This window comes from Mesorhizobium sp. M7A.F.Ca.MR.245.00.0.0, from assembly GCF_003997415.1.
GTDB lineage: Bacteria > Pseudomonadota > Alphaproteobacteria > Rhizobiales > Rhizobiaceae > Mesorhizobium.
On the sequence record NZ_RZTE01000001.1, the window covers coordinates 194592 to 218420 of the forward strand.

Annotated in this window: 19 protein-coding genes; 5 read left to right on the forward strand and 14 right to left on the reverse strand. The window is 61.4% G+C overall.

The features are described from left to right. The first annotated feature begins 80 nt into the window (after positions 1–80). The 4 genes from EOB80_RS00950 to EOB80_RS00965 all read left to right on the forward strand — a co-directional run bounded on the left by EOB80_RS00950 (position 81) and on the right by EOB80_RS00965 (position 6250). Positions 81–968 carry a LysR substrate-binding domain-containing protein gene (locus tag EOB80_RS00950; RefSeq protein WP_127326366.1) on the forward strand — a complete coding sequence of 296 codons (888 nt, stop codon included), beginning with the start codon at positions 81–83 and terminating at the stop codon, positions 966–968. 194 nt (positions 969–1162) lie between these two features. Continuing rightward, positions 1163–2818 (forward strand): ABC transporter substrate-binding protein, encoded by a 1656-nt coding sequence (locus EOB80_RS00955; protein ID WP_127326367.1) that lies wholly within the window; start codon positions 1163–1165, stop codon positions 2816–2818. A gap of 124 nt (positions 2819–2942) precedes the next feature. Beyond that, the gene (locus EOB80_RS00960; protein WP_127326368.1) at positions 2943–5363 is read left to right on the forward strand and encodes an FAD-dependent oxidoreductase; all 2421 of its coding nucleotides are present in this window, start codon (positions 2943–2945) and stop codon (positions 5361–5363) included. 116 nt (positions 5364–5479) lie between these two features. Further along, positions 5480–6250, forward strand: coding sequence for an SMP-30/gluconolactonase/LRE family protein (locus EOB80_RS00965; RefSeq protein ID WP_127326369.1), 771 nt, complete (start codon positions 5480–5482; stop codon positions 6248–6250). Positions 6251–6394: 144 nt separating this feature from the next. On the opposite strand, the gene EOB80_RS00970 is transcribed toward EOB80_RS00965, so the two are convergent. The 14 genes from EOB80_RS00970 to EOB80_RS01035 all read right to left on the reverse strand — a co-directional run bounded on the left by EOB80_RS00970 (position 6395) and on the right by EOB80_RS01035 (position 22710). Beyond that, positions 6395–7300, reverse strand: coding sequence for an allantoinase PuuE (locus EOB80_RS00970; protein ID WP_127326370.1), 906 nt, complete (start codon positions 7298–7300; stop codon positions 6395–6397). Between the two features lie 48 nt (positions 7301–7348). Continuing rightward, positions 7349–8416: a histidinol-phosphate transaminase gene (locus tag EOB80_RS00975; protein WP_245466207.1), complete on the reverse strand. Its 1068-nt coding sequence runs from the start codon at positions 8414–8416 to the stop codon at positions 7349–7351. Positions 8417–8785: 369 nt separating this feature from the next. After that, positions 8786–11338: an ATP-binding cassette domain-containing protein gene (locus EOB80_RS00980; RefSeq protein ID WP_206516782.1), complete on the reverse strand. Its 2553-nt coding sequence runs from the start codon at positions 11336–11338 to the stop codon at positions 8786–8788. A gap of 83 nt (positions 11339–11421) precedes the next feature. Continuing rightward, on the reverse strand, positions 11422–12615 hold the full coding sequence (locus EOB80_RS00985; RefSeq protein ID WP_164762478.1) for a substrate-binding domain-containing protein: 1194 nt from the start codon (positions 12613–12615) through the stop codon (positions 11422–11424). An 88-nt stretch (positions 12616–12703) separates the two neighbouring features. Beyond that, the gene (locus EOB80_RS00990; protein ID WP_127269014.1) at positions 12704–13780 is read right to left on the reverse strand and encodes an ABC transporter permease; all 1077 of its coding nucleotides are present in this window, start codon (positions 13778–13780) and stop codon (positions 12704–12706) included. 12 nt (positions 13781–13792) lie between these two features. After that, the gene (locus EOB80_RS00995) at positions 13793–14680 is read right to left on the reverse strand and encodes an N-acyl homoserine lactonase family protein (RefSeq protein ID WP_024505467.1); all 888 of its coding nucleotides are present in this window, start codon (positions 14678–14680) and stop codon (positions 13793–13795) included. A gap of 25 nt (positions 14681–14705) precedes the next feature. Continuing rightward, on the reverse strand, positions 14706–15161 hold the full coding sequence (locus EOB80_RS01000; RefSeq protein WP_127326372.1) for a hypothetical protein: 456 nt from the start codon (positions 15159–15161) through the stop codon (positions 14706–14708). Positions 15162–15384: 223 nt separating this feature from the next. Next, complete coding sequence (locus EOB80_RS01005) at positions 15385–16134, reverse strand: SDR family NAD(P)-dependent oxidoreductase (RefSeq protein WP_127269015.1); 750 nt, start codon at positions 16132–16134, stop codon at positions 15385–15387. A 23-nt stretch (positions 16135–16157) separates the two neighbouring features. Then, a complete protein-coding gene (locus EOB80_RS01010; protein ID WP_127269011.1) occupies positions 16158–17072 on the reverse strand; it encodes an NAD(P)-dependent oxidoreductase in 915 nt (304 codons plus the stop codon). Next, on the reverse strand, positions 17062–18000 hold the full coding sequence (locus tag EOB80_RS01015) for an NAD(P)-dependent oxidoreductase (protein WP_127326373.1): 939 nt from the start codon (positions 17998–18000) through the stop codon (positions 17062–17064). The genes EOB80_RS01010 and EOB80_RS01015 overlap by 11 nt, the downstream gene beginning before the upstream one ends. Next, a complete protein-coding gene (locus EOB80_RS01020; protein WP_127326617.1) occupies positions 17972–18856 on the reverse strand; it encodes an amidohydrolase family protein in 885 nt (294 codons plus the stop codon). The genes EOB80_RS01015 and EOB80_RS01020 overlap by 29 nt, the downstream gene beginning before the upstream one ends. Positions 18857–18948: 92 nt before the next feature. Continuing rightward, a complete protein-coding gene (gene hisD, locus EOB80_RS01025; RefSeq protein ID WP_127326374.1) occupies positions 18949–20256 on the reverse strand; it encodes a histidinol dehydrogenase in 1308 nt (435 codons plus the stop codon). Continuing rightward, positions 20253–21275: a 3-hydroxyisobutyrate dehydrogenase gene (gene mmsB / locus EOB80_RS01030; RefSeq protein WP_348629482.1), complete on the reverse strand. Its 1023-nt coding sequence runs from the start codon at positions 21273–21275 to the stop codon at positions 20253–20255. Before mmsB ends, hisD begins: the two co-directional genes overlap by 4 nt. Next, on the reverse strand, positions 21199–22710 hold the full coding sequence (locus tag EOB80_RS01035) for an aldehyde dehydrogenase family protein (RefSeq protein WP_127269665.1): 1512 nt from the start codon (positions 22708–22710) through the stop codon (positions 21199–21201). Before EOB80_RS01035 ends, mmsB begins: the two co-directional genes overlap by 77 nt. Positions 22711–22796: 86 nt before the next feature. Here EOB80_RS01035 and EOB80_RS01040 point away from each other — a divergent pair, with 86 nt between their 5' ends. Further along, a complete protein-coding gene (locus tag EOB80_RS01040; RefSeq protein ID WP_127326376.1) occupies positions 22797–23795 on the forward strand; it encodes a 4-hydroxythreonine-4-phosphate dehydrogenase PdxA in 999 nt (332 codons plus the stop codon). The last annotated feature ends 34 nt before the right edge of the window (positions 23796–23829 follow it).

A 23829-nucleotide genomic window follows, 5' to 3' on the forward strand; every position in this document is an offset into this window, starting at 1 on the left:
TCTATGTCTTGTCGCTTGCCTGCAATTGAACGCCGCCGCTTCCATGGTCTACCTATCCTTGCACAGCGCAGGAGCCGGAGATGAAGCCACCACCCCCTTTGAACTACATCAGGTCGTTCGAGAGTTCGGCCCGGCACCTCTCCTTCACCATGGCCGCCAAGGAGCTTGGATACACGCAGGCGGCCGTCAGTACGCATGTCCGCGCGCTTGAACATTACATCGGCCGGCAATTGTTCATCCGCTATCCCCGCAGCCTCAAGCTCACCGAAATGGGTGAGGCATTCCTGCCGACCTTGCGCCAGGCGCTCGACCAGATCGATCAGGCGACGGAGGCGATCGTGACCTCGTCGCGCAACCGCACGGTCGTAGTCTCCTGCCCGATGAGCCTGGCGGAGAACTGGCTGGCGGGCTGCATGGCCGCCTTTCGCAAGAAACATCCCGAAATCGAGATCGTGCTGCATGGCACGATCTGGGAGGACCTCAGCGAGCAGATCGCCGACATCACCATTTCGACGCGTCGTTTCGACGACCGTCCGCCCGCGGGCATTCCATTGTGGAACGACGAGTTGGTTCTGCTGTGCGCGCCGACGCTGCTGGATGGCGAGAGCGCCCTGAAGCTGCCTCAGGATATACTCGGGGTCGATTGGATCTTCGTGCATGGCCGTCAGGAATATTGGCAGGTCGTCACGTCGGCACTGGGCGTCGACATGGACGATCACGACAAGGGCCTGACGACCAACGCTTCCAACATCGCGCTTGAGCTGGCCGCCATGGGGGCAGGGCTCGTCGCGACCCAGCGCTCGCTTGCCCACGCGTATCTGCGGCGGGGACTGCTTGTCGAACCGTTCCCGGTCCGGCCGGCCAGTCCGTGGAACTACTACCTCACCGAAAACCAGCTTTCGAAGGGGACCATCGCGCGCACGGTGCGGGAATGGATTCTGCTGCGGGCGCAGGAGGATGGCGCCTAGCGCTGTTCGTCCTAGCCCATGGGAATTCTCCAACTCAAAAATTGACACGCCAATGGCTTCGTTTTTTTAGGTCTTATTGGCTGGTTTTCGGCCGTTTGCCGGGGCTCAAGCCCTTCCGGGATTTTTGCATCGCCTCTAACATCTTCCACGCAAGGGGAATGTAACGGGCGGAAAGCCCAAACCGGAGAATCACAATGACGATTTTCAAGAGCAACGGTGACCGCGTCCCGGCCGTCATCGAAAGCTACGCAGACGAAGTCAGGAAGGGCGGCATGGATCGCCGCGAGTTTCTTGCCATGGCGAGCGCGATGGGCGCTTCCACGGCGTTCGCCTATTCAATGATCGGCTCGTCGCCTGCGCAGGCCGCAGCACTGGAGCCGGGCAAGAAGGGCGGCATCCTGAAGATGCAGATGATCATCAAGGAAATGAAGGATCCGCGCTCCTGGGACTGGTCCGAGATCGCCAATGTCATGCGCCAGTGCAACGACTACATGATCCGCTACACCACCGACTTCACCTTCGAGGGCCACCTGGTCGAAAGCTGGGAGGTGAGCGACGACGCTGTCGAATATACGCTGCATCTGCGCAAGGGCGTGAAGTGGTCGAATGGCGACGACTTCAACGCCGACGACATCGTCCACAATATCGAGCGCTGGTGCGACAAAGCGGCCGAAGGCAATTCGATGGCCGGGCGCATGAACTCCCTCATCGATCCCGCGACCAAGAAAGCGGCGACCGGCGCCATCACCAAGGTCGACGACCACACAGTGAAGCTGAAATGCCAACAGTCCGACGTCACGATCATTCCGGGCTTTGCCGATTATCCGGCGATCATCGTTCATCGCGACTTCGAGAAGAACGGCGGCGACATGCTCAAGACGCCCGGCACCGGTCCCTATGAGCTGATCTCCTACAAAGTAGGCGAATCGGCCACGGTGCGGCGGCGCAAGGACTTCATCTGGTTCGGCGGCGACCCCTATCTCGATGGCGTCGACTGGACCGACTACGGATCCGACGCCTCCAACCCCGCCATCGCCAGCGCCTTCGAGGCCGGTGAGATCGATTGCAACTACCAGACGGTCGGCGGCACGGTCGACCTCTATGACAGTATGGGACTGGTCAAGGAGCCGGTCGTCACGGCCGGAACCATCGTGCTGCGCACCAATGTGACCAACAAGCCTTATGACGACAAGCGGGTGCGCAACGCCATCCAGCTCGCGGTCGACAATGAGACCGTGCTGAAGCTCGGCTACAGCGGCCTTGGACAGGTCGCCGAAAACCACCATGTCTGCCCGATCCATCCGGAATATTACGCTTTGCCGAAAGTCCCACGCGATCTCGCCAAGGCCAAGGCGCTAATGGCCGAGGCCGGCCAGGCGGATCACGAGTTCGAGCTGATCTCTTACGATGCGGACTATGTGAAGGACCCCGCCGACGTCGTCGCCGCGCAGATGCGCGAGGCCGGCTTCAAGGTCAAGCGGACCATCATTCCGGGCTCGTCGTTCTGGAACGACTGGACGAAATATCCGTGGTCGACCACCGATTGGGGCATGCGGCCACTCGGTGTCCAGGTGCTGGCGATCGCCTATCGCAGCGGCGAGGCTTGGAACGAGTCGGGCTACGCCAACCCGGAATTCGACAAGAAGCTCAACGCGGCATTGGCTATGCCGGATGTCGACAAGCGCAAGGAACTGATGAAGGACGTGGAATTCATCCTGCAGGAGTCCGGCATCCTGGTCCAGGCGTTCTGGCGTTCGCTTTACCGGCACCATGCGACCTATGTGAAGAACCTCGGCATGCATCAGACATTCGAACTGCAGCTGGACAAGGTCTGGCTCGACAAGGCGTAGGCCGGACGGTCACGGCAAATATCTCAGGGGCGCATGTTGCGCCCCTGAACTCGCCGGGCGACTGCGATTGACCCATCAGCCAAATCAAACGCCAAGATAAAGTCGCCGAACAAAGGGAAGAAACATGCGTACTCATGCACAAGCCGTCGTCATCGGCGGTGGCCTGATCGGCTGCTCGATCCTCTATCATCTTGCCAAGTTCGGCTGGACGGATGTCGTCCTTCTGGAGCGCAGCGAACTGACCTCCGGCTCCACCTGGCACGCGGCGGCCAACATCCACGGCCTGCATGATTCCACCAATATCAGCCGCCTCCAGCACTACACGATGGCGCTCTACAAGGAACTGGAAGCCGAGACCGGCCAAGGCTGCGGCATCTTCCAGCCGGGCTCGCTGTACCTCGCCCAGACGGAGGCGCGCGAGCATCAGCTGAGGCTCCAGGAGGCCAAGGCGCGGCGCTACAAGATGAATTTCTACGAAGTCGCGCGCGACGAGGCGGAGCGGCTGCATCCGCTGGTCGACTTCGACGGCATACGCTGCATCATGTACGAGCCGGAAGGCGGCAATGTCGACCCGTCCGGCGTCACCGCCGCCTACGCCGCGGGCGCGCGTCAGCGCGGTGCCGAGATCCATCGCTTCACGCCGGTCACCGCCACCGAGGCGCAGCCCGACGGCAGCTGGATCGTACGCACGCCAAAGGGCGACATCCACACGCAATGGGTTGTCAACGCCGCCGGCCTGTGGGGCAGGGAGGTCGCCGCGATGGCTGGACTGCAACTGCCTTTGATCCCGACCGAGCACCAGTATTTCGTCACCGAGACCATCCCGGAAATCGCCGCGATGGGCCGCCGCCTGCCCTCGGTCGCCGATCGCGACGGCGAGTATTATCTGCGCCAGGAAGGGCTCGGCCTGCTCATCGGCGCCTATGAGCGCAATATGAAATTCTGGGCTGAGGAGGGAACACCGCTGGATTTCGGCCATGAACTGTTTCCCGACGATCTCGACCGTATCGAAGAGAACATGCTGCGCGCGATCGCGCGCGTCCCGGCCGTCGGCACCGCCGGCGTCAAAAAGGTGATCAACGGACCGATGATCTGGTCGCCGGACAGTGCCGTGCTGTTCGGACCGGTGCCCGAACTGAGCAACTATTTCTGTTGCAACGGCATCATTCCCGGCTTCTCGCAGTCGGGCGGCATGGGGAAGCTGGCGGCCGAGTGGATGATCGAGGGTGAACCTTCGCTCGACATGTTCGCCTGGGACATGGCGCGCTTCGGCCACTGGGCCGGCAAGGCCTTCACCAAGGCCCGCGTCCAGGATCAGTACAGCCATCGCTTCAAGATCCACTTCCCCAACGAGGAACGCGCCGCCGGGCGGCCGGTGCGGACCCGGCCTGCCTACGACATGCAAAAGGGAATGAACGCTGTTTTCGGTCTCAATTTCGGTTGGGAGCACCCGCTGTGGTACGCCGCCGAGGGCGAGCCGCGCGAGGAGACGATCGGCTTCACGCGCCAGAACTGGTGGGGACCGGTGGGCCGCGAGGCGCGCATGCTGCGCGAACGCGCCGGCATCATCGACATCTCCAATTTCGCCAAATACGAGGTCAAGGGCGCTGGTGCCGAGGCCTGGCTCAATGCGCTGTTCGCCAACCGCATGCCGACAAAGATCGGCCGCTCCTGCCTCACGCCGCTAATCGGCAAACGCGGCGGCATCGCCGGCGACTTCACCGTGACCAGGCTCGCGGACGACGAATTCATGGTCATCGGCTCCGGCATGGCCGAGCGCTTCCATCTACGGTTCTTCAAGGCCGTCCCCTTGCCCGAGGGCACGACGTTCCGCTCGCGCACCGAGGACCTCTGCGGCTTCAACGTAGCGGGACCGAGTTCGCGCGACCTGCTGCAGCGCCTGACCAATGAGGATCTGTCGAACGAGGCATTCCCCTTCATGCAGTCGCGCCGGACCACCGTCGCCGGCATCGATGTGGTGGCGCTCAGAGTGTCCTTCACCGGCGACCTTGGCTGGGAACTGCATTGTGAAGCCACTGACCAGGTCGAGCTTTACTGCGCGCTACTCAAGGCCGGCAAGGAAGTCGGCGCCGGACCGGTCGGCTCGCGCGCGCTGATGTCGCTGCGCGTCGAGAAGGGCTATGGCAGCTGGAGCCGCGAATATTCGCCCGAATATTGGCCGCAGGAGGTCAAGTTCGATCGCCTTGTCAAACTGGACAAGGGCGCGTTCCTCAACCGCGATGCCTACGCTGCCATCGCCGGCAAGCCGGTACGCGATGAGCTCATCATGCTGTCGATCGACGCCAGGGATGCCGACGCGACCGGCGGCGAGCCGATCTTCCTCACCGACGGCACGCCGATCGGCCAGGTATCTTCAGGCGCCTACGGCTATTTCGTCGAGCAGTCGCTGGCGCTTGGCTATGTCAAAGCGGGCTCCGCCAAGGCCGGCGACAAGGTCTCGGTCGCCATACTGGGAAGGCCGCATGAGGCAATCCTGCTGCCGCATCCGCCATTCGACCCCGAGGGCAAGCGGCTGCGCTCGTAGAAGCTCGGCCACCCGTTCGCCCAGTGAGCCAACTGACGAAAACCGAAGCCGGCCGGAGACGCCGGCGGAGCTGAACGAGGAAGATTTTCGACCACCTGAAAACAAAGGGGGATCGCATGATCAAACGGCATCTGCTGGGCACCATGTTTGCCCTCATTCTCACGTCCTTCACGCACGCGGCGAACGTCAAAGCGATCAATGACGATGCGTGGCTTGCCGAAGGTCTGATCTGGTATCAGGACAAGCTCTTCTACGTTGAACACGGCCGCGGCTCCGTGGACGTGTGGGACGGCAAGAAGAACGCGATCTTCTGGAAGATGGACGGCTGCGGCCCTTCGGCTGTACTGCCGACAACGACCGGCGAGTTCCTCGTTACTTGTTATGACAACAACACGATCGGCCGCATCTTCGCCGACGGCAAGTCGCTGCCGGCCTATGACAAGGACACGGACGGCAATCCGTTCAGCGGACCGAATGATTTCGCGCCCGACAAGGATGGTGGCATCTATTTCACCGGCTCCGGCAAGGGCGGGCCGTTGATCGATGCCGCGACCTGCACAACGCCAATGGTCTCGTCATCTCGAACGACGGCAAGATGCTCTATCTGGTCGAGACCGAGGACAACCGGATCATCATCGAGTTCGATGTCCAGCCCGATCACGCCCCTGAACAACCGCCGCGTCTTCCTGCGCCTCGATGATCTGTTCCCGAACCAGCCGCACATCTGGCCTGACGGCATCAAGATGGACAAGGCCGGCGAGATGTATATCGGCCAGAGCCCACGCTCGCTCGGTGCGCCAGGCAAGATCCTCGTCGTCGATGAGGGCGGCAAGCTGCGGCGCACGCTTTCAGTGCCGTCGCCATCCGTGCCGAACTTTGCCTTCTAACCCGACGAGAATGTGCTCTACGTCATGGCGCTCGATCAAATCGATGCCGTGCCCTGGTACGGCAAGGTCTACGAGATTCCAAACAAATAGCGCGTTCACTGACGGACGGGTGAAGGCTTCGCCCGACCGGTCCGGTTGATGGCGTCAGCCGCCGAACCGATCCAGCCAATGTTGGGCAAGGTCCGAGCGGCGGCAAATCCAGATGTCTGGATTGGCCTTGATCTTGTCGAGGAAGCGGGCGAGCCCGATCATGCGGCCCGGCCGTGCTGCCAGCCGGCAGTGCAGCGACACTGTCATCATGCGTGGCGTCCGTTCCGCTTCGGCCAGCAGCCAGTCCACACCATCGCTGACATATTCGAAGAACTGGCTGCCTGTCTCCAGGCCGGAGCCGCGCGAGAACCGGCTGTCATTGTTGTCGAAACTATGCGGCACCACCAGATGCCGCTTGGCATCGACGTCGACGAAATAGGGCAGGTCGTCATTGTAGTCGTCGCAATCGTAGAGGAAGCCGCCATGTTCGGCCACCAGCCGCCTTGTGTTGAGGCTGGGCCGGCCGGTGTACCAGCCGAGCGGGCGAATGCCGGTCAGGCTCTCGACGGTATCCACGGTCATCGCGATGTGATTGCGCTCCTCGGCCTCGCTCAACGGCGCGTAATCGATCCAGCGCCAGCCATGGCAGACGATGTCACTGCCAAGTGCTGCGATCGCCTTGCCGGCCGCCGGATTGAGCTCGAGCGCGCGCCCCACCACGTAGAATGTCGGGATGACGTCCTTGTCCTGAAACAGCGAGGCGAGCCGCCAGATGCCGACGCGTGAGCCATATTCGTAGAGCGATTCCATATTGCGGTTGCGCAGACCCGGCACCGCCGGAGACACGGCAAGATCCGACAGGATTGCCTCGGAGACGCCGTCGCCCTCGTCGATGCTGTATTCGGCGCCTTCCTCATAGTTGACGACGATGTTGAGCGCCAGCTTGGCGCCGCCGGGCCACTGCGCGGCAGGCGGCTTGTCGCCATAGCCGACAAAGTCACGGGCAGGCAAATACGGCATCTCTCAAGTCTCCCGAGGCTTCTGTCGCAAAACATGCGGTAGCCAACACTATCCGCCGTGCATGTCGATCAGTATGCGCAGTGCCCGATCCATTATCTCTTGCGGGCCGACCGTCGCGCGCAAACAGTCCGTGAGGCCGTAGCCGCCCAGGCCGCGCACAATGATATCGGCGCCCCATAAGGCCTTCTCTGCGGCCTCCGCGGCGGCTTCGTCGGAGAAGCGGATCAGCACGAAGTTCGTCCGGCTCTCCGGGACGTCATATCCTTTAGCCCTCAGATCATGCGCGAACTGGTCGCGAATCCTCGCTGTGCGGGCCACGGTTTCTCGCATATAGGCTTGGTCCTCCACGGCCGCGACGGCCATTGCTAGGCTTGTCATTGTGACCTGGTTGGAGTTCTGCATCTTGCGCACTCCGGCCGCGACCGAAGGCGGAAACACCCCCCAGCCAACGCGCGCGCCGGCCAGGCCATAGGCTTTGGAAAGCGTGCGCAGCACGACCGTATCGCCACGCGCGACCAGCGCAAAGATCGGTTCGGGGTCTTGGTCGTCGAACTCGCCATAGGCCTGGTCGATCACCAGAAGCACATCCTGCGGCAAGGCGGCGCGCAAGCGCAGCAGCTCGGCGTTGCGGATGCGGGTGCCGGTCGGATTGCCGGGATTGCAGACGAACGCGACCCGCGTTGCCGGCGTGATGGCAGCCAGGATGCTGCCGGTCGAAACGGTGAAATCGTGCTCTGCCGCCTTGATGTAGGCCGCACCAACACGCGCGGCGGCGGAGGCTGCGAAATTATAGGCATAGGCCGTGCCCAGCACCTCGTCGCCTCGTCCCGCAAAGGCCGCGATGGTGCAGCTGATCAGGTCCATCGAACCGGCGCCGCACAAGATCAGATTGGGATCGATCCCATAGGCCTGCGCGATCGCCTTGCGCAGTGCAGTCCAGTCCGGATCAGGATAGAGATGGCTGCGGGCAATCGCGTCCTGGCCGGCGGTGATCGCCCTGGGGCTGGGTGGGAAAGCGCTCTCGTTCTGGGCAAGGGTTGTCCGGTCGCAGCCGCCGAAACTTGCCAAGGCAAAGGCGGACATGGCCTCGACATGAGCGGCAGCTTTCAGAGGCATGGGTGGTCCATGGGAATGTTCCTGTCGGCCATCTTGTGAACCACCGTTGCCGGACCGGCTCGTGGGACAAGTTACAAATCGCCTGCGCGTTCACAAGCAAAAACTAATCGTGCATAGGGCCCGAAATTCTGGCCCACTTTAGGACGCAAAACGCCCGGTCAGCACGAGAGCGGAAGAAAAGATGACGGTATGCTTGCACCTCGAAAAGGCGTTGCCGAAAGCCGTCAGACAACTGACCGAAATCTGGTCGCAAGAAGATCGGCATCATCAAGTGACGGGAAGCGTCGACATGCGGTTGGGGGAGATTTCGCGCTTTTTTTCGGATCTTCGCGCACTCGACGTCGTATCTCCAGTCTGCGGCAGTTCGTTTCACGGCCTCTCAATGGACGCTGACCGGGCCTGAGAATAGACTGCTACTGCGATCAGCGTCAGCAAGCCGATGAACCAATATTGCCAGGCTTGCGACAGGCCCAGGAAAACCATCGACGAATTGACTTCCTGGATCAGGACGGCGCCAAGCAGCACGCCGATGAAGCTGCCGCGTCCGCCAAAGAGACTGGCTCCGCCGAGGACCACTGCGGCAATGCTGCCCAGCGTGTATTCGATGCCCTGATTGGGATCGCCGATGCCGAGTTGCGCCACCACCATCATGCCCCCAAGCGCTGTGAGCAAGCTGCAGGCGATGAACGCGCCGACGACGGTCCAGCCTGTGCGCACACCAATATGCGCCGCCGCCTTCTCGTTAGAGCCAACGGCGCGCAAGCTCATCCCCCAACGGCTGTAGCGCAAACCGACTTCGAGGATGATTGCCAGGACCAACGCGACGATGAACACGACCGGAATGCTGCCGATAGTGGCTTTGATGGTATCCATGACGGTGGCGCTGATGGCTCCATCGGGATAGGGCCGCAGCAACACCGAGATGCCCTGAATGATGATGTAGACCCCTAGCGTCGCGGCAACGGAGGTGAAGTTCCCGAACCGAACCAAGGTCCCGTTGGTCAGGCCGACGAGGGCTGCGGCGCCAAAAACGGCCAACACGCCAACGATTATCGTTCCCATGCCGGCACCTTCATTCAGGAAGAATGACGCGATGACGAGGCTCAAGCCGATCAACGGACCGACCGACAGATCGATCCTGCCGGTGAACACCGCGCACATCTGGCCAAAGGAGACGAACGCCAGTGCTGCGGAAAGGAACAGGATCTTCTCGATGTTGAAGCCTGAGACGAAACGAATGTTGTGGCCAGACGCTACCAGGCCCAGCAACACGATTAGCCCGGCAAGCACGAAGCTTGGAACATAGTCGCCGGCGGCAACCATTCGCAGCCAGGAGCGCGTAGTGCCGGATCTGTGTCGTCCTTGCTGGTCGGTCTTGCGATGGGTGGTGGCCGTTATCATGGTCCGGCCGATATTGGCCTCATTGACGTCTTGGCCTGAGAGTTCGCCCACGACGTGCCCGCGGGAGAAGACCAGCACGCGGTCGCATACGCCCTCAAGCTCAACAATATCGGATGAGACGATCACCACCAATGTCCCGCGCGAAGCGACGTCACGCAGGATGCGATAGATTTCGGCGCGGGCACCCACGTCAACCCCGGCTGTCGGCTCCTCTGCCAGCACGAGTGAAGCCTCTGCCAGGAGAGCTCGTGACAGGATCGTCTTTTGCTGGTTCCCGCCAGACAGCGTGGCGACATTCTGCTCGATCGATGCCGCGCGAATGTTCAAGTCCACTCGCTGGGCTTCCATTTGCCGCCGTTCGAGCGGACGGTCCACGACGCCAAAGTTCGCGAAACGTGACAGGGCCGAGATGGTACCGTTTTCGCGCACGGAAAGACTGGGAAAAAGGCCTTCATGCTGGCGGTCGGGAGACAGATAGATAATGCCGGCACTACGAGCGGCACCCGGGTTGCCGAGCGGCACGGTCTTCCCGTCCAGAGTGACGGCTCCACGGGCATTTCCAAGACCTGCCAGCGAACGCAGGAAGTCGCTCTGGCCGTTTCCGGTAATGCCGGCGATACCAACGATCTCGCCGCCACGCGCCGACATATTGATGTCTACGAAATCAGCGCCCGAAAGCCCTTTGACCTCAAGAATACTTGCGCCATTCAAGACACCGGCTGATTTGAGCGGAAATTGCTTGGTGACGGTGCGTCCGACAATGAGGTTGAGGATTTGGTCATCACTGACATCGCGCACCGGTGCCGATCCCTTCACTTCACCGTCACGCATGACGGTGACCGTGTCTGCGATCTGCCTGATTTCCTGCAGCCGATGCGAAATGTAGATGACCGCCGCGCCGCGAGCCGCGGCTTGGCGCACGTTGCGAAACAGGATATCGACAAGGTCGGCTGTCAAAGCCGCGGTGGGTTCGTCAAGAATGAGGATCTTCGGGTCGATCGCAAGCGCCTTGGCAAGTTCTATCAGTTGACTCTGTGCTATGTCGACATCACACAGCCGGGTCTTGGGATGAACGGCAGAGCCAACACGATGGAGTTGGGCGACTACCCAGTCATTGGCATTCGCATAATCCGTTCGAAGCGCTGCTGGAACTGCAAGCAGCAGGTTTTCAGCCACCGTCAGATCAGGAAGCACTGCCGGGTGCTGATGCACGATGGCGAGCCCGAGCCGTTGCGCCTGTGCCGCGCTCAAGCGATCTACAGTTTGTCCGCATATTTCGATCGAACCCTGATCGAAGCTCAAATTCCCGGAGGCAATGCCCATCAATGTCGACTTGCCTGCGCCATTTTCTCCCAGAAGCGCATGAACCTCGCCGCATCGGGCCACAAACGAAATGTCCTTCACGGCGACGACATGGCCGAAACGCTTCCACACGCCTTGCATGCGCAATCCCAACGGGCTGTCCAACGCAGTACTGGTCGGCGTTGCTATGTCAGACTGAAGCTGCTCGACGGTGGCCATGGGTCGATCCTCCTAAGTGACTTCCATCATCCTCCTTGAGGAGATGAAGGGGCGGACAGAAGCCCGCCCCGTTTGGCTCGAGATCAGAGACCGCCCTTGAGGGCTGCCAGGACCTGTTCGTCAGTCAGGCTGGTGCCGTTTGAAGCGGATTCCGGAAGCTTCGGATTGCAGAAAACAGTTCCGGCAAGCGAATCCTCAAGCTGGAAGTTCGTCACTTCCTTCACACCGGCCTCAGCCACCGTATGTTTGGTGCCGTTGGGGTCGGTTATGACGAGCGGCTGATCCATCTTGCCGCCGGCTGCCTCAGCGATCGCCCAGCGTACGGCCAGACGCACGTTCCACTGCTCGGCGCTGTTTGTCGTGTACTGGAAGGCGGACTTGGCGTCGGCATCGTGCAGCTTCTTCCAGGTGCAGCCGAACACGTTGGCGTCTTCACCGGCGATCAGCGGAAGTGGCCGACCAGCCCGTTCGAAAACGCCCGAGGCGACAACGCCCATGCTGAGGTCCGCGATCACACCGTCGATCTGCGGATACTGGGCAATTAGCGCGCCCAGCGATTTGGCGACCATGCTGGAATCCCAATTCGTCACTTCGAACGGCTTCTGTCCGATCTGGACGATGCCCGGATAGTCCTTGAAGGCTTCGAGGATGCCATCAGCGCGCTCACGGCTCTGACTGGTTCCGGCAGGCCCGCCGAGGTAGGCGACATTTCCCTTGCCGTTGAGGGCCTTGGCCATCCATTTGCCCCAGTCGACGCCGTCCTGGTGGAAGTTCGTGCCGACGAAAACGCTGTAATCCTTGCCTTCCTCGCCGCCGACACGGGCCCGGTAGGGGACGACGGTGCTGCCTTGCTTGAAGGCATCGCGGATCGCCGGCAACATGGCTGGTCCGGCATCGGGGAACACGACAATGGCATTGACGCCGCGTGCCGCGAGACCGCTGAGGTCGGAGATTGCCTTCTGGGTGTTACCCTGTCCGTCGGTATGATCCCAGCCGGTGACATTCGGGCACTGGCTGGCCTCGTTGATCGCAGCGGCCGTCGTCATCTGCCGCCAGGGGTTCTGGGCGAAGCCATCCGCCAGCGCGACGGAGATTTCCTTCGTTCCGCAGAAGCTCGGCGGCGTCGCCGCTGGTTCGGCGCAGAAGACACCACCGGCGATGCCCTTGCACCAATCCGCGGCGCCGGCTTGTGTGACCGACAGCGGTGAGACAGTTGCAAAGGCCGACAGGGCGAGCGCGGCGCCCGATATCGCGTTTAATCCAAGATAAGACTTCATCATTTCCTCCCAACGAAGTTTGGTTGCTGTTCTCCAACCTGCCCGTGATGGACAGCGTTGAAACTGTTTATTCCCTTGGCCGCCGACATCATGCGGTCGACCTGTTCCTCAAGCTGATTGCCCGCCTGAGATTGCGAAAATTCAGACCATAGATGCCGACCCCAACCAGGATCGCGGCACCTTGGAAAAGGTATTGAACGCCGATGCTGGCGCCCGTCGTCAGCACCAATTGTTGCAGCTGTGTGAGAAAGAGGGCGGCGATCACGGTTGCCGCCAAATTGCCCTTGCCGCCAAACAGCGAGGTTCCACCCAGAACCGTCGCGGCGATCGACGGCATCAGGTAGTTGTCGCCCTGCTGCGGACTTGGCAGCTGCATAAGGCCGCCGAGCAGAATGCCGCCTGCCGCATAAAACAGGCTCGCACCCACATACGCGGCGATCTGGTAGCGGTCAGCGACGATACCTGCCGCGCGTGCGGCCCTGATGTTTGCGCCGACAGCCTCGAAATTGCGCCCGAAGGTCGTCGCCTTGACGACGAAAATGACGACGATAGCCATCGCTACTGCCAAATAGGCGAGCTGCGTGATGCCAAAGATCTTACCGTTGGCGAACGCTGCTATCGACCCGGGCACAGACACCGGTGTGCCGCCTGAAATCTTGACGTTCAGGCCGTAGAGCAGCGCGTTCATGCCGATCGTGGCAACGATGGGCGCAACACGAACCTTGCTGACGAGCAGGCCGCTGATCAGCCCCGCTACCGCCGCAGCGGCGAAAGCGTAGAAGAGGGCCAGGGCAACACTGCCCTCGGCATCGGGTTGGCTCTCCGCGAAGTAGCAGACGATGACAGCGCTGAGCGAAACCATCCCCGGCACGGACAGATCGATGCCGCCCTGCTGGATGACCATCGTTTGGCCCAGGCTGATGAGGGCCAGGATGGCGGCAAAGGGCAGCATTCCGCTCATCGCGCCGGTGCCAAGACTTTGCGGGGCGATCAGGCCGCCGAAGACGAACAGGACCAGCGTTGCCGCCGCGATACCCGCGGTCGGCCCGCCAGCTGAGGCAAACCAACTGCTCGGTCCGGATGCACCTTCTCCTAAGGCCGTGACCGGCTTCGGCTTGTCTGAAAGCTTTTCCACGTGTCTTGTCCTTCTGCGGATTCGCGGCATCGAACTTGTCCGTTAAAGCAGTGCGGATCTTGCTCCGCTGGCCAGACAGATTTCGCTGATCCGCAGCTTCTGGCTGGAGAGCCGGGACGGGAATGTCTGTTCGAGCCGCGACTCGTGAACGGGTATGACCCGTCGAGACTCATGGCCGACCTGTTTCATCATGGCTTCGGTGGCCATGATCAGATTGATCTGGCTGCCGGTGGCCAGGCCGACCGGGAGATACATGTCGTCGATCTTGAGCTGTTCGGAGGCGCCGTTCAGGTTCTCGAACTGGTAAACAAGATCACCGGCAAGCACCCAGGTGTCCTGGGAATCCGTCTTGCCATCATTGCGCACCGTCACCCACATGCATGCGAAGGTATGGCTGTCATAGGCGACGTGAAGATCGATGCCGGGGAAGACGTTTTCCATGGCACCATCGACCGCGATCAGGCGTTTGTCGCGCGCCAGCTGCACACCACGCAGGATATCCGCCGTATCGATGCCGGACAGGATCCAGCGCATGCGGTCCGGCAGCGACATCGCCCAGATCCATTCCTGCAGCTCCTTCTTCTGGACGTAGAAGGTGGCATTGGGAAATGCATCAACATTGCCGAAATGATCGAAATGCGCGTGCGTGATAAAGACCGCGTTGATGTCTTCCGGCGTCAATCCGATTTCGGCAAGAACCTCGCGCGGTCCGCGCCAGTTCTGGACATTGAACAGCGTGCCAAGATAGTTCCCATAGTCGCGGTCGTTGTAACCGACGTCGACCATCGCGGCCCAACCGTCTCCCTTGATGACGGCGTAGCAGTAGGGCAGCTTCACATAGCCTTCATTGTGGGCGCCGTAGATGACGCCACTCTTGTGATATTCGGGCACGTAGCCGTACTCGAGGACGTAGATCGAATAGAGTGACACCGGTTTCCTCCCTTGATCCAGCCGGTTAATTTTTCGCGGGTCGGCAGTTGCAGCAGGCCGCCCTGAAATCCACGGGCGTCAGTCCGGCGGAAGGTTCCGAAACCATCCGCAGCGACCGCTGCGCGAAAAAAAGCGCGTCAACGACGGCATCGAGATCGGGACTTGCCGGATCAATGAGATCGGCAAGACGATCAAGCCGCGAGAGTATCCGGCCGAGAAGCACAAGCAGATCGGCTAGCGCGGCTTGGTGGCGGGCCGCTGTCGGCGGCGCCTTCACCGCACCCAGCCGGTCGGTTGCCTCGCGCAACTGCCTTGTCACCGACGCCAGCAAGAGATCGTTGCGGTTGCGGTCGAGGCTGTCGGTCTGGAGCAGAAGCAGGATTCCCGAAAGCTGGCCAACGCAACGCTTGGCGGCGTCATAGAGCGGGCGGGTGTCTGACAGGTAGGAGGCAACCGCTTCATCCTTGATCCCTGACTTCAACAAGGCATCTGGCTGGAACTCGCGGGGGGTGTCCCATATCGAACAGGCGGGACGATGCACGCCTTCGATCGCTGAAGAAGGCGCTGGAAATTCGCGACAAAACGGTAGAAGCGCCGCCCCATGCGCAAGCGGAGCCTCGTCTTGTCCGGAATTGATCCTGAGCATGCGTCGCCTCCAATGTTTTGTCGTCGCATCGATCCGCAGGGCCGTGCGGACTGTCTTTTCAGTGCATGAATCGGCCGCCGTTGACGTCGAGAATGAGCCCCGTCACGTAGTCGGACAGGTCTGAGACCAGAAACAGGCAAGCTTTTGCGATATCGTCAGCCGTTCCGAGCCGGCCAAGCGGGATGTTCACGACTATGTCGCGCCGCTTGTCTTCGGTCAGCTTGTCGCCAAAGATGTCCGTGTCGATCGTGCCTGGGGCAATCGCGTTGACGCGGATATTGTGCTGCGCCAGTTCGCGCGCCATCGATTTGGTGAGGCTGTGGATGCCGCCCTTGGCTGCGGAATAATGCGGCCCGCCGAAAATGCCACCGCCGATCTGGGCCGCGATCGAGCCGATCGAAACGATCGCGCCGGTCCGTCGGTCGATCATCGAAGGCACGCTAGCCTGGGCCATGTTCAGGCTGCCCCGCAGGCTGGAATCGATGACCAGATCGAAATTCTCCTGGGTGATATCCATAAGCCGGTCGGGTTGGCTGATGCCGGCATTGTTGATCAGGATGTCGACATGTCCGAAGCGGGCCATGACGTCACCAACCGCCTTGCGGCAAAAAGCTGGATCCCGGACGTCGCAGACGACGCCGATGTGTTCGGGGCCGATGTCGCGCGCTGCATTCATGGCGGCTTCTTCGTCGAGGTCGAAGATTGCCACACGGCATCCCTGCGCGGCAAACCGCCGGGCCGTGGCCTTGCCAATGCCGCGCGGCGACGCCGCGCCTGTAATGATGGCGGTCTTGTCCTTCAGCATCACGGCGTAGTCCTCCCCATGTTCATTCATTCGGCAGCCTCGGCCGCGTCTTCGATTTCCACGCCCGCCCAACCCTCGATGAGGGCCGCGATGCGCGAGCAATCGGCATCGGCCATGCCTTGCGTCATCGCGAACTGCCAGAACTGGCGAACGTTGGCGCCGAGCCACATCGGCACGCCCATGCGCTCCGCTTCCTGCATGCAGAGCGTCACGTCCTTGTGCATCAGCTCGGTGCGAAAATTCTGGTCGTAGCGGCGTGTCACCACATGCTTCGGATAGGCGATCTCCGACACCCAGGACCGGCCGGAGCCGGCATTGATGATCCGGAACAGATCCTCGGGCTCGATGCCTCCCTTTTCGGCGAACGCCAGCGCCTCGCCGACGATCACCATGTTGGTTGCGGTGAGAAGATTGTTGGCGAGCTTGAGGATCTGTGCCTTGCCCACTTCGGGGCCGAGATGAACAAAGGTCTTGGCAAATGTCGCCAGGAAAGGCCGTGCCCGTTCCAAGGTGTGCTCCGACCCCGAAGCCATGACCGCCAGCGTCTCGTTGCGGACGCCTATCGGTCCGCCGCTGACAGGCGCATCCAGCACCGATACGCCGCGCCCCGCCATCGCATCGCCGACCTTGCGCGCCATTGTCGGGCCGGTGGTCGAGAGGTCGATATAGTGCTTGATGCGTTTGCCATGGATAAGGCCTGCCTCGCCCAGCGCGACGGCCTCGACGATCGGCGCGTTTGGCAGGCTGACGAAGACCGTCTCGACCGCATTGGCGACCGCGGCGGCGCTGTCTTGCCGCTTTGCTCCCTGCGCGACAAGCACGTCGACGGCCGCAGCGTTGGTATCGAAGATGTGGACGTCGAGCTGGGCTGCTAGAGCCTTGCTGACCATGGGCATGCCCATCGCACCGAGACCGACGAATCCGTAAGAATTACTGGGCACGCGCGCTCTCCCCGATCGCTGTAAGATGTGACGGCGCGCCTTCGTAGAGGCGATAGATGCCGGTGCCGTCGATGTCGCCGTGGCCGGCGGTGATAAGCAGACGAAAGAGCTGGGCGGCTTGGCCGGACATTGGGGTTGCCGTGCCCGAACTACGGGCGAGCTCCTGCACCATGTCGAGGTCTTTCAGCAGCTGACGCGCATAGGCCTGCGGCGCGAAATCATGTGCGGCGATACGTGGATAGAGCTGTTGCATCAGAACGCCGTCGGCATGGCCGTATTTCACGCATTCGGGCAGCAGCGCAGCATCCATTCCTGCCGCTTCAGCGAGGCGCACGGCTTCGGCCAGAACAGCATAATTCGTGCCGACCACGAGCTGCGCGATCATCTTGGCAACCGAACCCATGCCTGTCTGTCCGACATGGGTGAACTGCCGGCCGACGTCCTGGATTAAGGAACGGATGCGTGCGATCGCCCAATCCGAGCCGCCGGCCATGATCGTCAGATTGCCTTCGCCTGCCGCCGAGGGACCACCCGAAACCGGAGCGTCGATCCATTCGCATCCCGTGGCCGCTTGGACGCGCCAACCGATGGACCGGCAGAAATCCGGCGACACGGTTGAGAAATCCACCACGATCTGCGGTGACAGCAGAGCATCCGACAGGCCCGCTTGGCCAAACACCACGGTTTCGACTGCCGCCTGCGACGGCAGGTTGAGGAGCACGAGATCCGCGTCCTCGACACAGTCTTTTGGCGACGCAGCGCCAACTGCACCCGAAGCCATAGCCGCAGCTTGCCGGCCGGCATCGGCGTCGAAGACTCGTAGCTTGTAGCCAAGCCCTGCAAGGCGCGCGGCCATGGGTCCGCCCATCAGGCCGACGCCGATATAGGCAAGGCGCGGCTTACCGGATGTCATAGAATTGGACCGCATTGTCGTGGAACAGGCGCTTTTGCGCTTCAGGTCCGAGATCCGCCGTGATCTCCTTGTAGCCACCAAAGATCTTATCGAGCGTGCCGCACACACTGTCGACCGGGAAATTGCTCCCGAACAGGCAGCGCTCGACGCCGTAAATCTCGATGATCGACCTCACGATGTCGCGGTTGTTGGCGACCGTCCAAGGCTGGCCAGGCACGCCGATGCCGGAGATCTTCACCGCCACGTTGGGCCGCTTGGCGAATTCGGTCATTGCCGCCTTCCAGCCGGCAATCCCCTCGGCACTGCGATCGGCCGGCAGCCCTGAATGCAGCAGGATGATCTGCGTCTGCGGGAAGCGGTCGGCGAGCGTGCACGCCTCGTGCAGATGCCACCATGGTGTCTGCAGATCGAACCGCAAACCATAGCTGGACAGCATGGCGAAACCTTCGACCCAATGCGGGTCGACCATGCTGCCTGGAGCGGCTGAGCCGGGCTTGGGATTGGATGTCGGCTTGTGACGCAGGCCGCGTACGAAGTCGAAACCGGCCAGCCGCTCCAGCACCCGGGCGCGGTCGTCCCGGTCGAGCCATGCCTGGCCGACAGCGACGTTAGGCCACCCCGTCTCAGGACGAAGGGAGGCGATATAATCCATCTCGCCGATTGGATCATTCGGATCCCACTCGGCTTCGATATAGACCGTCTTGACAACGTGGTGGCCGACAGCGTCCCGCTTGTAATCGGCCGGCAGATACGGCCGGCATATCGAGGAGTAGTCGCCATAGCGGAATGGGATCAGCGGCCGATCGTTGAGCCACGGATAATAGTTCTGCTCGGGATTCCAGAAGTGGACGTGAGCATCCACCATCGGCATATCAGTCACGTCTGTCTCCTCTCCGTCTCGGGATGACCCGTCTCAGATTGGATGCCAGCTCCTCTTCCGGCATCCGCAGTCGTCGCCGCGATTTATTCAGCGGCGGCCGCATAGGGGACGTTGCGCCCGCCATAGCGACGGACACGAACGTTTGCCTGCTCGGCATGGCCGGCGAACCCTTCAAGTATGCAAAGGCGCGAACAGTATTCGCCGATCATTGCCGAGGCCTCATCGGTCAGGACGCGTTGATAGGTAACGGTCTTCAGGAACTTGCCGACCCAAAGGCCGCCGGTGTAGCGGGCGGCTCCCGCCGTCGGCAGCGTGTGGTTGGTTCCAATCACCTTGTCGCCATAGGCGACATTGGTTCGCGGCCCGAGAAACAGCGCCCCGTAGTTCGTCATCCGCTCGAGGAAGATATCCGGATCGCGTGTCATGACCTGCACATGTTCCGATGCGATGCGGTTTGCTTCACCGACCATTTCGTCCTCTGTCGAACACAGGATCACCTGGCCGTAATCCTCCCATGCGCGACGGGCGACGACGGCAGTCGGCAGGATATTCAGCAGCCTTTCGACCTCTGCGATCGTGGCTTTGGCGAGGGCCTCTGAATTGGTCAGCAAGACTGCCGGTGAGTTGGGACCATGCTCGGCTTGGCCGAGGAGATCGGTCGCGCATAGCTCGGCGTCGACGCTGTCATCGGCAATGACCAGGGTTTCCGTCGGACCGGCGAAGAGATCGATGCCGACCTGCCCATAGAGCTGGCGCTTGGCTTCCGCCACAAAGGCGTTGCCTGGACCGACCAGCATGGCAACGGACTGGATGCTTTGTGTGCCCAGTGCCATGGCGGCTACGGCCTGCACACCGCCGAGACAATAGATTTCATCCGCGCCTGCCAGGTGCTGGGCCGCAACGATCGCCGCGGCAGGGCGCCCCTCGTAAGGCGGCGCAGCCGAGAAGATGCGCGGCACGCCGGCAACCTTGGCCGTAATGACCGACATATGGGCCGAAGCCAGCAATGGATATTTTCCGCCCGGCACATAGCAGCCGACGGACTGAACGGGGATGTTCTTGTGCCCAAGAACAACGCCCGGCAGGGTTTCGATCTCGATATCGCGCAACGCTTCGCGCTGATGCTGCGCGAAGTTGCGAACCTGTTCCTGCGCGAAGCGGATGTCGCTCAGGTTCTGTTCGGACAGTTCCGCAAGGCAGGCGCGTATTTCCGCATCGGTCAGGCGAAAATCCTTGCGGTCCCATTTGTCGAAGCGGATCGAAAGCTCGCGCACCGCAACATCGCCACGCGCACGGACATCTGCGATGATGCCCTCTACAGTGGCTCTGACGGTGGCCTGATCGGCTGCCACGGCGCTCGGGTCGCGCCCCTCTTTGAGTTTGCGGATCACTTGGTCGCCCCTTCCGTCGTCCTGCCTTCTAAGTAGCTGTCGAGATCGAGCGCCAGTTTGATGATGCTCGAATAGTCCTCGCCGGCATGTCCATTCTGGCAATGGATGGCGAAGAGCTCTGTTGCCAGATTTCCCATCGCTGCCAGGACTTTCGAGCTGTTCGCCAGTTCCTTGGCGAGCCGCATGTCCTTCAACTGGAAATCCGAGCGGAAACCGCCGGCAAAACCGTTGGCAGAGGGCACATTCTCCATCAGGCCCGGGAATGGGTGATAGCGCTCGAGCGCGTAGTTGTTGCCCGAGGAGTTGCGCATCACATCGCTGAGGATTGCTGGGTCGAGACCATTGGCGACACCGAGTGCCAGCGCCTCGACAGTTCCCGCCATGCATATTCCGGACAGAATGTTGTTGCAGAGCTTCGCCGTGTGGCCCGCTCCCGAAGCCCCGACATGATAGATGCGCTGTCCCATTGCTTCCAGCAGAGGGCGGGCATGCTCGACATCCGTGGCCTCGCCGCCGACCATGAAAGTCAAAGTGCCGGAATGGGCGCGCGGCGTCCCGCCTGAAACCGGTGCATCGATCATGCGCCGGCCGGCGGCGCGGGCGGCAGCGGCGATTTCCACGGTGACGGTCGATGAAATCGTGCTGCTATCCATCAAGAGCGCACCCTTGCGGGATGCCGCGATGACACCCGACGCTCCAAGATAGGCGTCGCGGACATTGTCTCCGGTCGGAAGCATGGTGATAACCACATCGGCCGATGAAGCCGCCTCGGCGGCGGAGGTGGCACGTTTCACGCCCTGCTTCTCAGCCGCGTCCTGTGCGGCCGAAGACGGGTCGAAGCCAATGACTGGAAAGCCAGCTTGGACCAGATTGCGGGTCATTGGTTGACCCATATTGCCAAGTCCGAGGAAAGCGACGGTTTTCACTTGAGCATTCTCCCGGTCAGGCAGCCGACGTGTTGACGATGACGGTCTTCGACCAGGTGAAATGCTGGACCATGCTTGCCAGCGAGAGCTCACGTCCCATGCCGCTCATTTTCGTCCCCCCATATTCGATGTTGGCTTCCGCGACGGCAAACTGGTTGACCTGCACGAAGCCGGCGTCGATGCGCGACACGAAGTCGAACGCCGCCGGGAGGTTTTCCGTGAAAATCGTTGCCGCGAGGCCGTAAGGCGTGTCGTTGGCTTCCTGCAGCACGGTCTCGAAATCGGTAAAGCGTGAGACAGTCGCGACCGGCCCGAAGATCTCGTCACGGCAAACGGGTGAGCTTGCGGGAACGCCCTCGATCAGCGTCGTCGAGTAGTAATAACCCTTGTCCAGACCTTCGGGACGCTGGCCGCCGCAAAGGATACGGGCGCCCGGCGTCTGCCGCGCCATTTCGATATAGCGTTCGACACGATCGAACTGCTTGCGCGATACGATACAGCCCACCTGTGTCGCTTCATCCAGCGGGTTTCCAACCCGAAAAGACGGAATGCCGGCCAGGACGCGCTCGATCACCGCATCATAGATGGCGTCGTGGATATAGATCCGCGTACCGGCGGAACACGACTGGCCCTGACGCTGAAGCCGAAGCCCCTGCAGAATGCCACGCGCCGCGCGATCGACATTGGCATCAGCCAGGACGATGTTCGGATTCTTGCCACCGAGTTCGGCTGTGACTGGTATGATCTTGTCGGCGGCGTAGTGCATGATCAAGGCGCCGACGGCGCTCGATCCGGTGAAGCTGATCTTGCGCACAGCCGGATGTTGGCAAAGCAGGCGACCTGCTTCCTCGCCGAGCCCGGTGATTGCGTTCGCGACGCCGGGTGGCAGAACCGCCTGCAGCAGTTCGAACACCCGAAGCACCGCCAAGGGTGCTTGCTCGGCCGGCTTTAGCACGACGGTGTTGCCCGCGGCGAGTGCCGGGGCGATCTTGCTGGCAAGCTGCATCAGCGGTGCATTCCACGGAATGATCGCGCCAACGACACCAAGCGCCTCGCGTCGCGTATAGAGCAGCCGGCCAGGATCGGGCGGATAGGTCTGGCCGTTGATCTCGCCGGCCAGGCCACCGAAATAACGCAGGATGTCGACCATGGTGCCGGCTTCATTGCGCGATTGGGTTGGAAGTGCGTTGCCAGTCTCCAGCGACGAGAGCCGGGCAATGTCTTCACGGAAGCCGTCGAGATGATCGGCTGCCCGCATGAGCAGGGCGCCGCGCTCTCTCGCCGGCGTTGCCGACCAAGACCGGAACGCAAGGGAAGCCGCATCCACCGCAGAATTGACATCCTCTATGCCGCAGCGCGGCGCAGAGCCGATGATCTCTTCGGTGGCGGGGTTCTCGATATCGAATTGCGCGGTTGTGAGCGCTTTTCTCAAGCCGCCGCCGCAGACGATCTGGCCCGAAAGTCGTCTCGCTTCCGTGGTTTGCGCGCCGATGCGCGCTTCAAGAGAGTCTGTTGCAAAGGCTTTCATATGAGATGGCTTCTGTCGTTTTTGATTGAGCATACGTATGCACTCTGTTAGACATTTGAAATGAGTTTGTCAAACAGGAGTGAGAAATGTCTATGACAACAATCGGCCTCGTCGCTGGAGACCCATCCGGTGTCGGTCCGGAACTTTGTGCCAAATTGGTCAATGCAAAGGGGCGCCAGAGTGACCTTCGCGTTGCCGTCTTTTGTGGGAAAGGGAGCTTTCGCGACGGAATGCGAATCGCTGGACTCGATGCTGAAATCCCGGTCGTCGATGGCGTCTCATCAATTCCGGAGCGTGGCGGCGTGGCGCTGATTTCAGGTCTGGATCGAGGCGGCCACAAACCCGGTGTGGCGAGCGCGGAGGGCGGAACTGCCACGCTCGCGGCGCTGGAGAGTGCAGCAGACGCGGCCGGGGCAGGGCAGCTCGATGCGATTGTCTATGGTCCGCTCAACAAACAGGCGATGTGGCTGGCCGGTCACAAGGCGATCGACGAACTGCATTTTTTCTCAAATCGCCTCGGGGTTACTGGCTTCTGCTGCGAAATGAATAACCAGGGGGCTCTCTGGACGGCCCGCGTAACCTCGCATATCCCGCTTCGCGCCGTGGCCGACAACATCTCCGTGGAGTCCATCATTGCGGCCACGGTGGCCGGCGCCAGGGCGGTCGAATCATCAAGCGGCAAACGTGCGAGAATAGCCGTTGCCGGTCTTAACCCGCATTTGGGAGAAGGCGGCGCAATGGGCACTGAGGAGATCGAGATTATCCTCCCCGCTGTCGAAAGGCTAAAGGAGCTTGGATACGATGTCGCCGGCCTCTATCCGGCCGATACCGTCTTTCTGCGTGTGGGGTCGGAGAAGCTCGACTTGATCATCACCATGTTCCACGATCAGGGCCAGATCGCGCTGAAGACACTCGGTTTCACCAACACCTCGACCGTTCTTGGCGGATTGCCGCTGCCAATCGTTACCGCCTCGCAAGGAACAGCCTACGACATTGTTGGCCAAAATCGCGCCGACCCCGCCGGGCTGACAGCAGCGTTTGATCTCGCGCATCGTCTTGCTATTGCTGCGCGCAAGGCAGCATAACAGGCGCAAAAGCTGATTTGCGCAAGGATCCAAT

Bases quoted from the DNA above. Each gene is read 5' to 3' on its own strand.
- EOB80_RS00950 (WP_127326366.1), top strand. From the start codon at position 81: ATGAAGCCACCACCCCCTTTGAACTACATCAGGTCGTTCGAGAGTTCG.
- EOB80_RS00955 (WP_127326367.1), top strand. From the start codon at position 1,163: ATGACGATTTTCAAGAGCAACGGTGACCGCGTCCCGGCCGTCATCGAA.
- EOB80_RS00960 (WP_127326368.1), top strand. From the start codon at position 2,943: ATGCGTACTCATGCACAAGCCGTCGTCATCGGCGGTGGCCTGATCGGC.
- EOB80_RS00965 (WP_127326369.1), top strand. From the start codon at position 5,480: ATGATCAAACGGCATCTGCTGGGCACCATGTTTGCCCTCATTCTCACG.
- EOB80_RS00970 (WP_127326370.1), bottom strand. From the start codon at position 7,300: ATGCCGTATTTGCCTGCCCGTGACTTTGTCGGCTATGGCGACAAGCCG.
- EOB80_RS00975 (WP_245466207.1), bottom strand. From the start codon at position 8,416: ATGCCTCTGAAAGCTGCCGCTCATGTCGAGGCCATGTCCGCCTTTGCC.
- EOB80_RS00980 (WP_206516782.1), bottom strand. From the start codon at position 11,338: ATGGCCACCGTCGAGCAGCTTCAGTCTGACATAGCAACGCCGACCAGT.
- EOB80_RS00985 (WP_164762478.1), bottom strand. From the start codon at position 12,615: ATGAAGTCTTATCTTGGATTAAACGCGATATCGGGCGCCGCGCTCGCC.
- EOB80_RS00990 (WP_127269014.1), bottom strand. From the start codon at position 13,780: ATGCCGCGAATCCGCAGAAGGACAAGACACGTGGAAAAGCTTTCAGAC.
- EOB80_RS01015 (WP_127326373.1), bottom strand. From the start codon at position 18,000: ATGCGGTCCAATTCTATGACATCCGGTAAGCCGCGCCTTGCCTATATC.
- EOB80_RS01020 (WP_127326617.1), bottom strand. From the start codon at position 18,856: ATGCCGATGGTGGATGCTCACGTCCACTTCTGGAATCCCGAGCAGAAC.
- EOB80_RS01035 (WP_127269665.1), bottom strand. From the start codon at position 22,710: ATGAAAGCCTTTGCAACAGACTCTCTTGAAGCGCGCATCGGCGCGCAA.
- EOB80_RS01040 (WP_127326376.1), top strand. From the start codon at position 22,797: ATGTCTATGACAACAATCGGCCTCGTCGCTGGAGACCCATCCGGTGTC.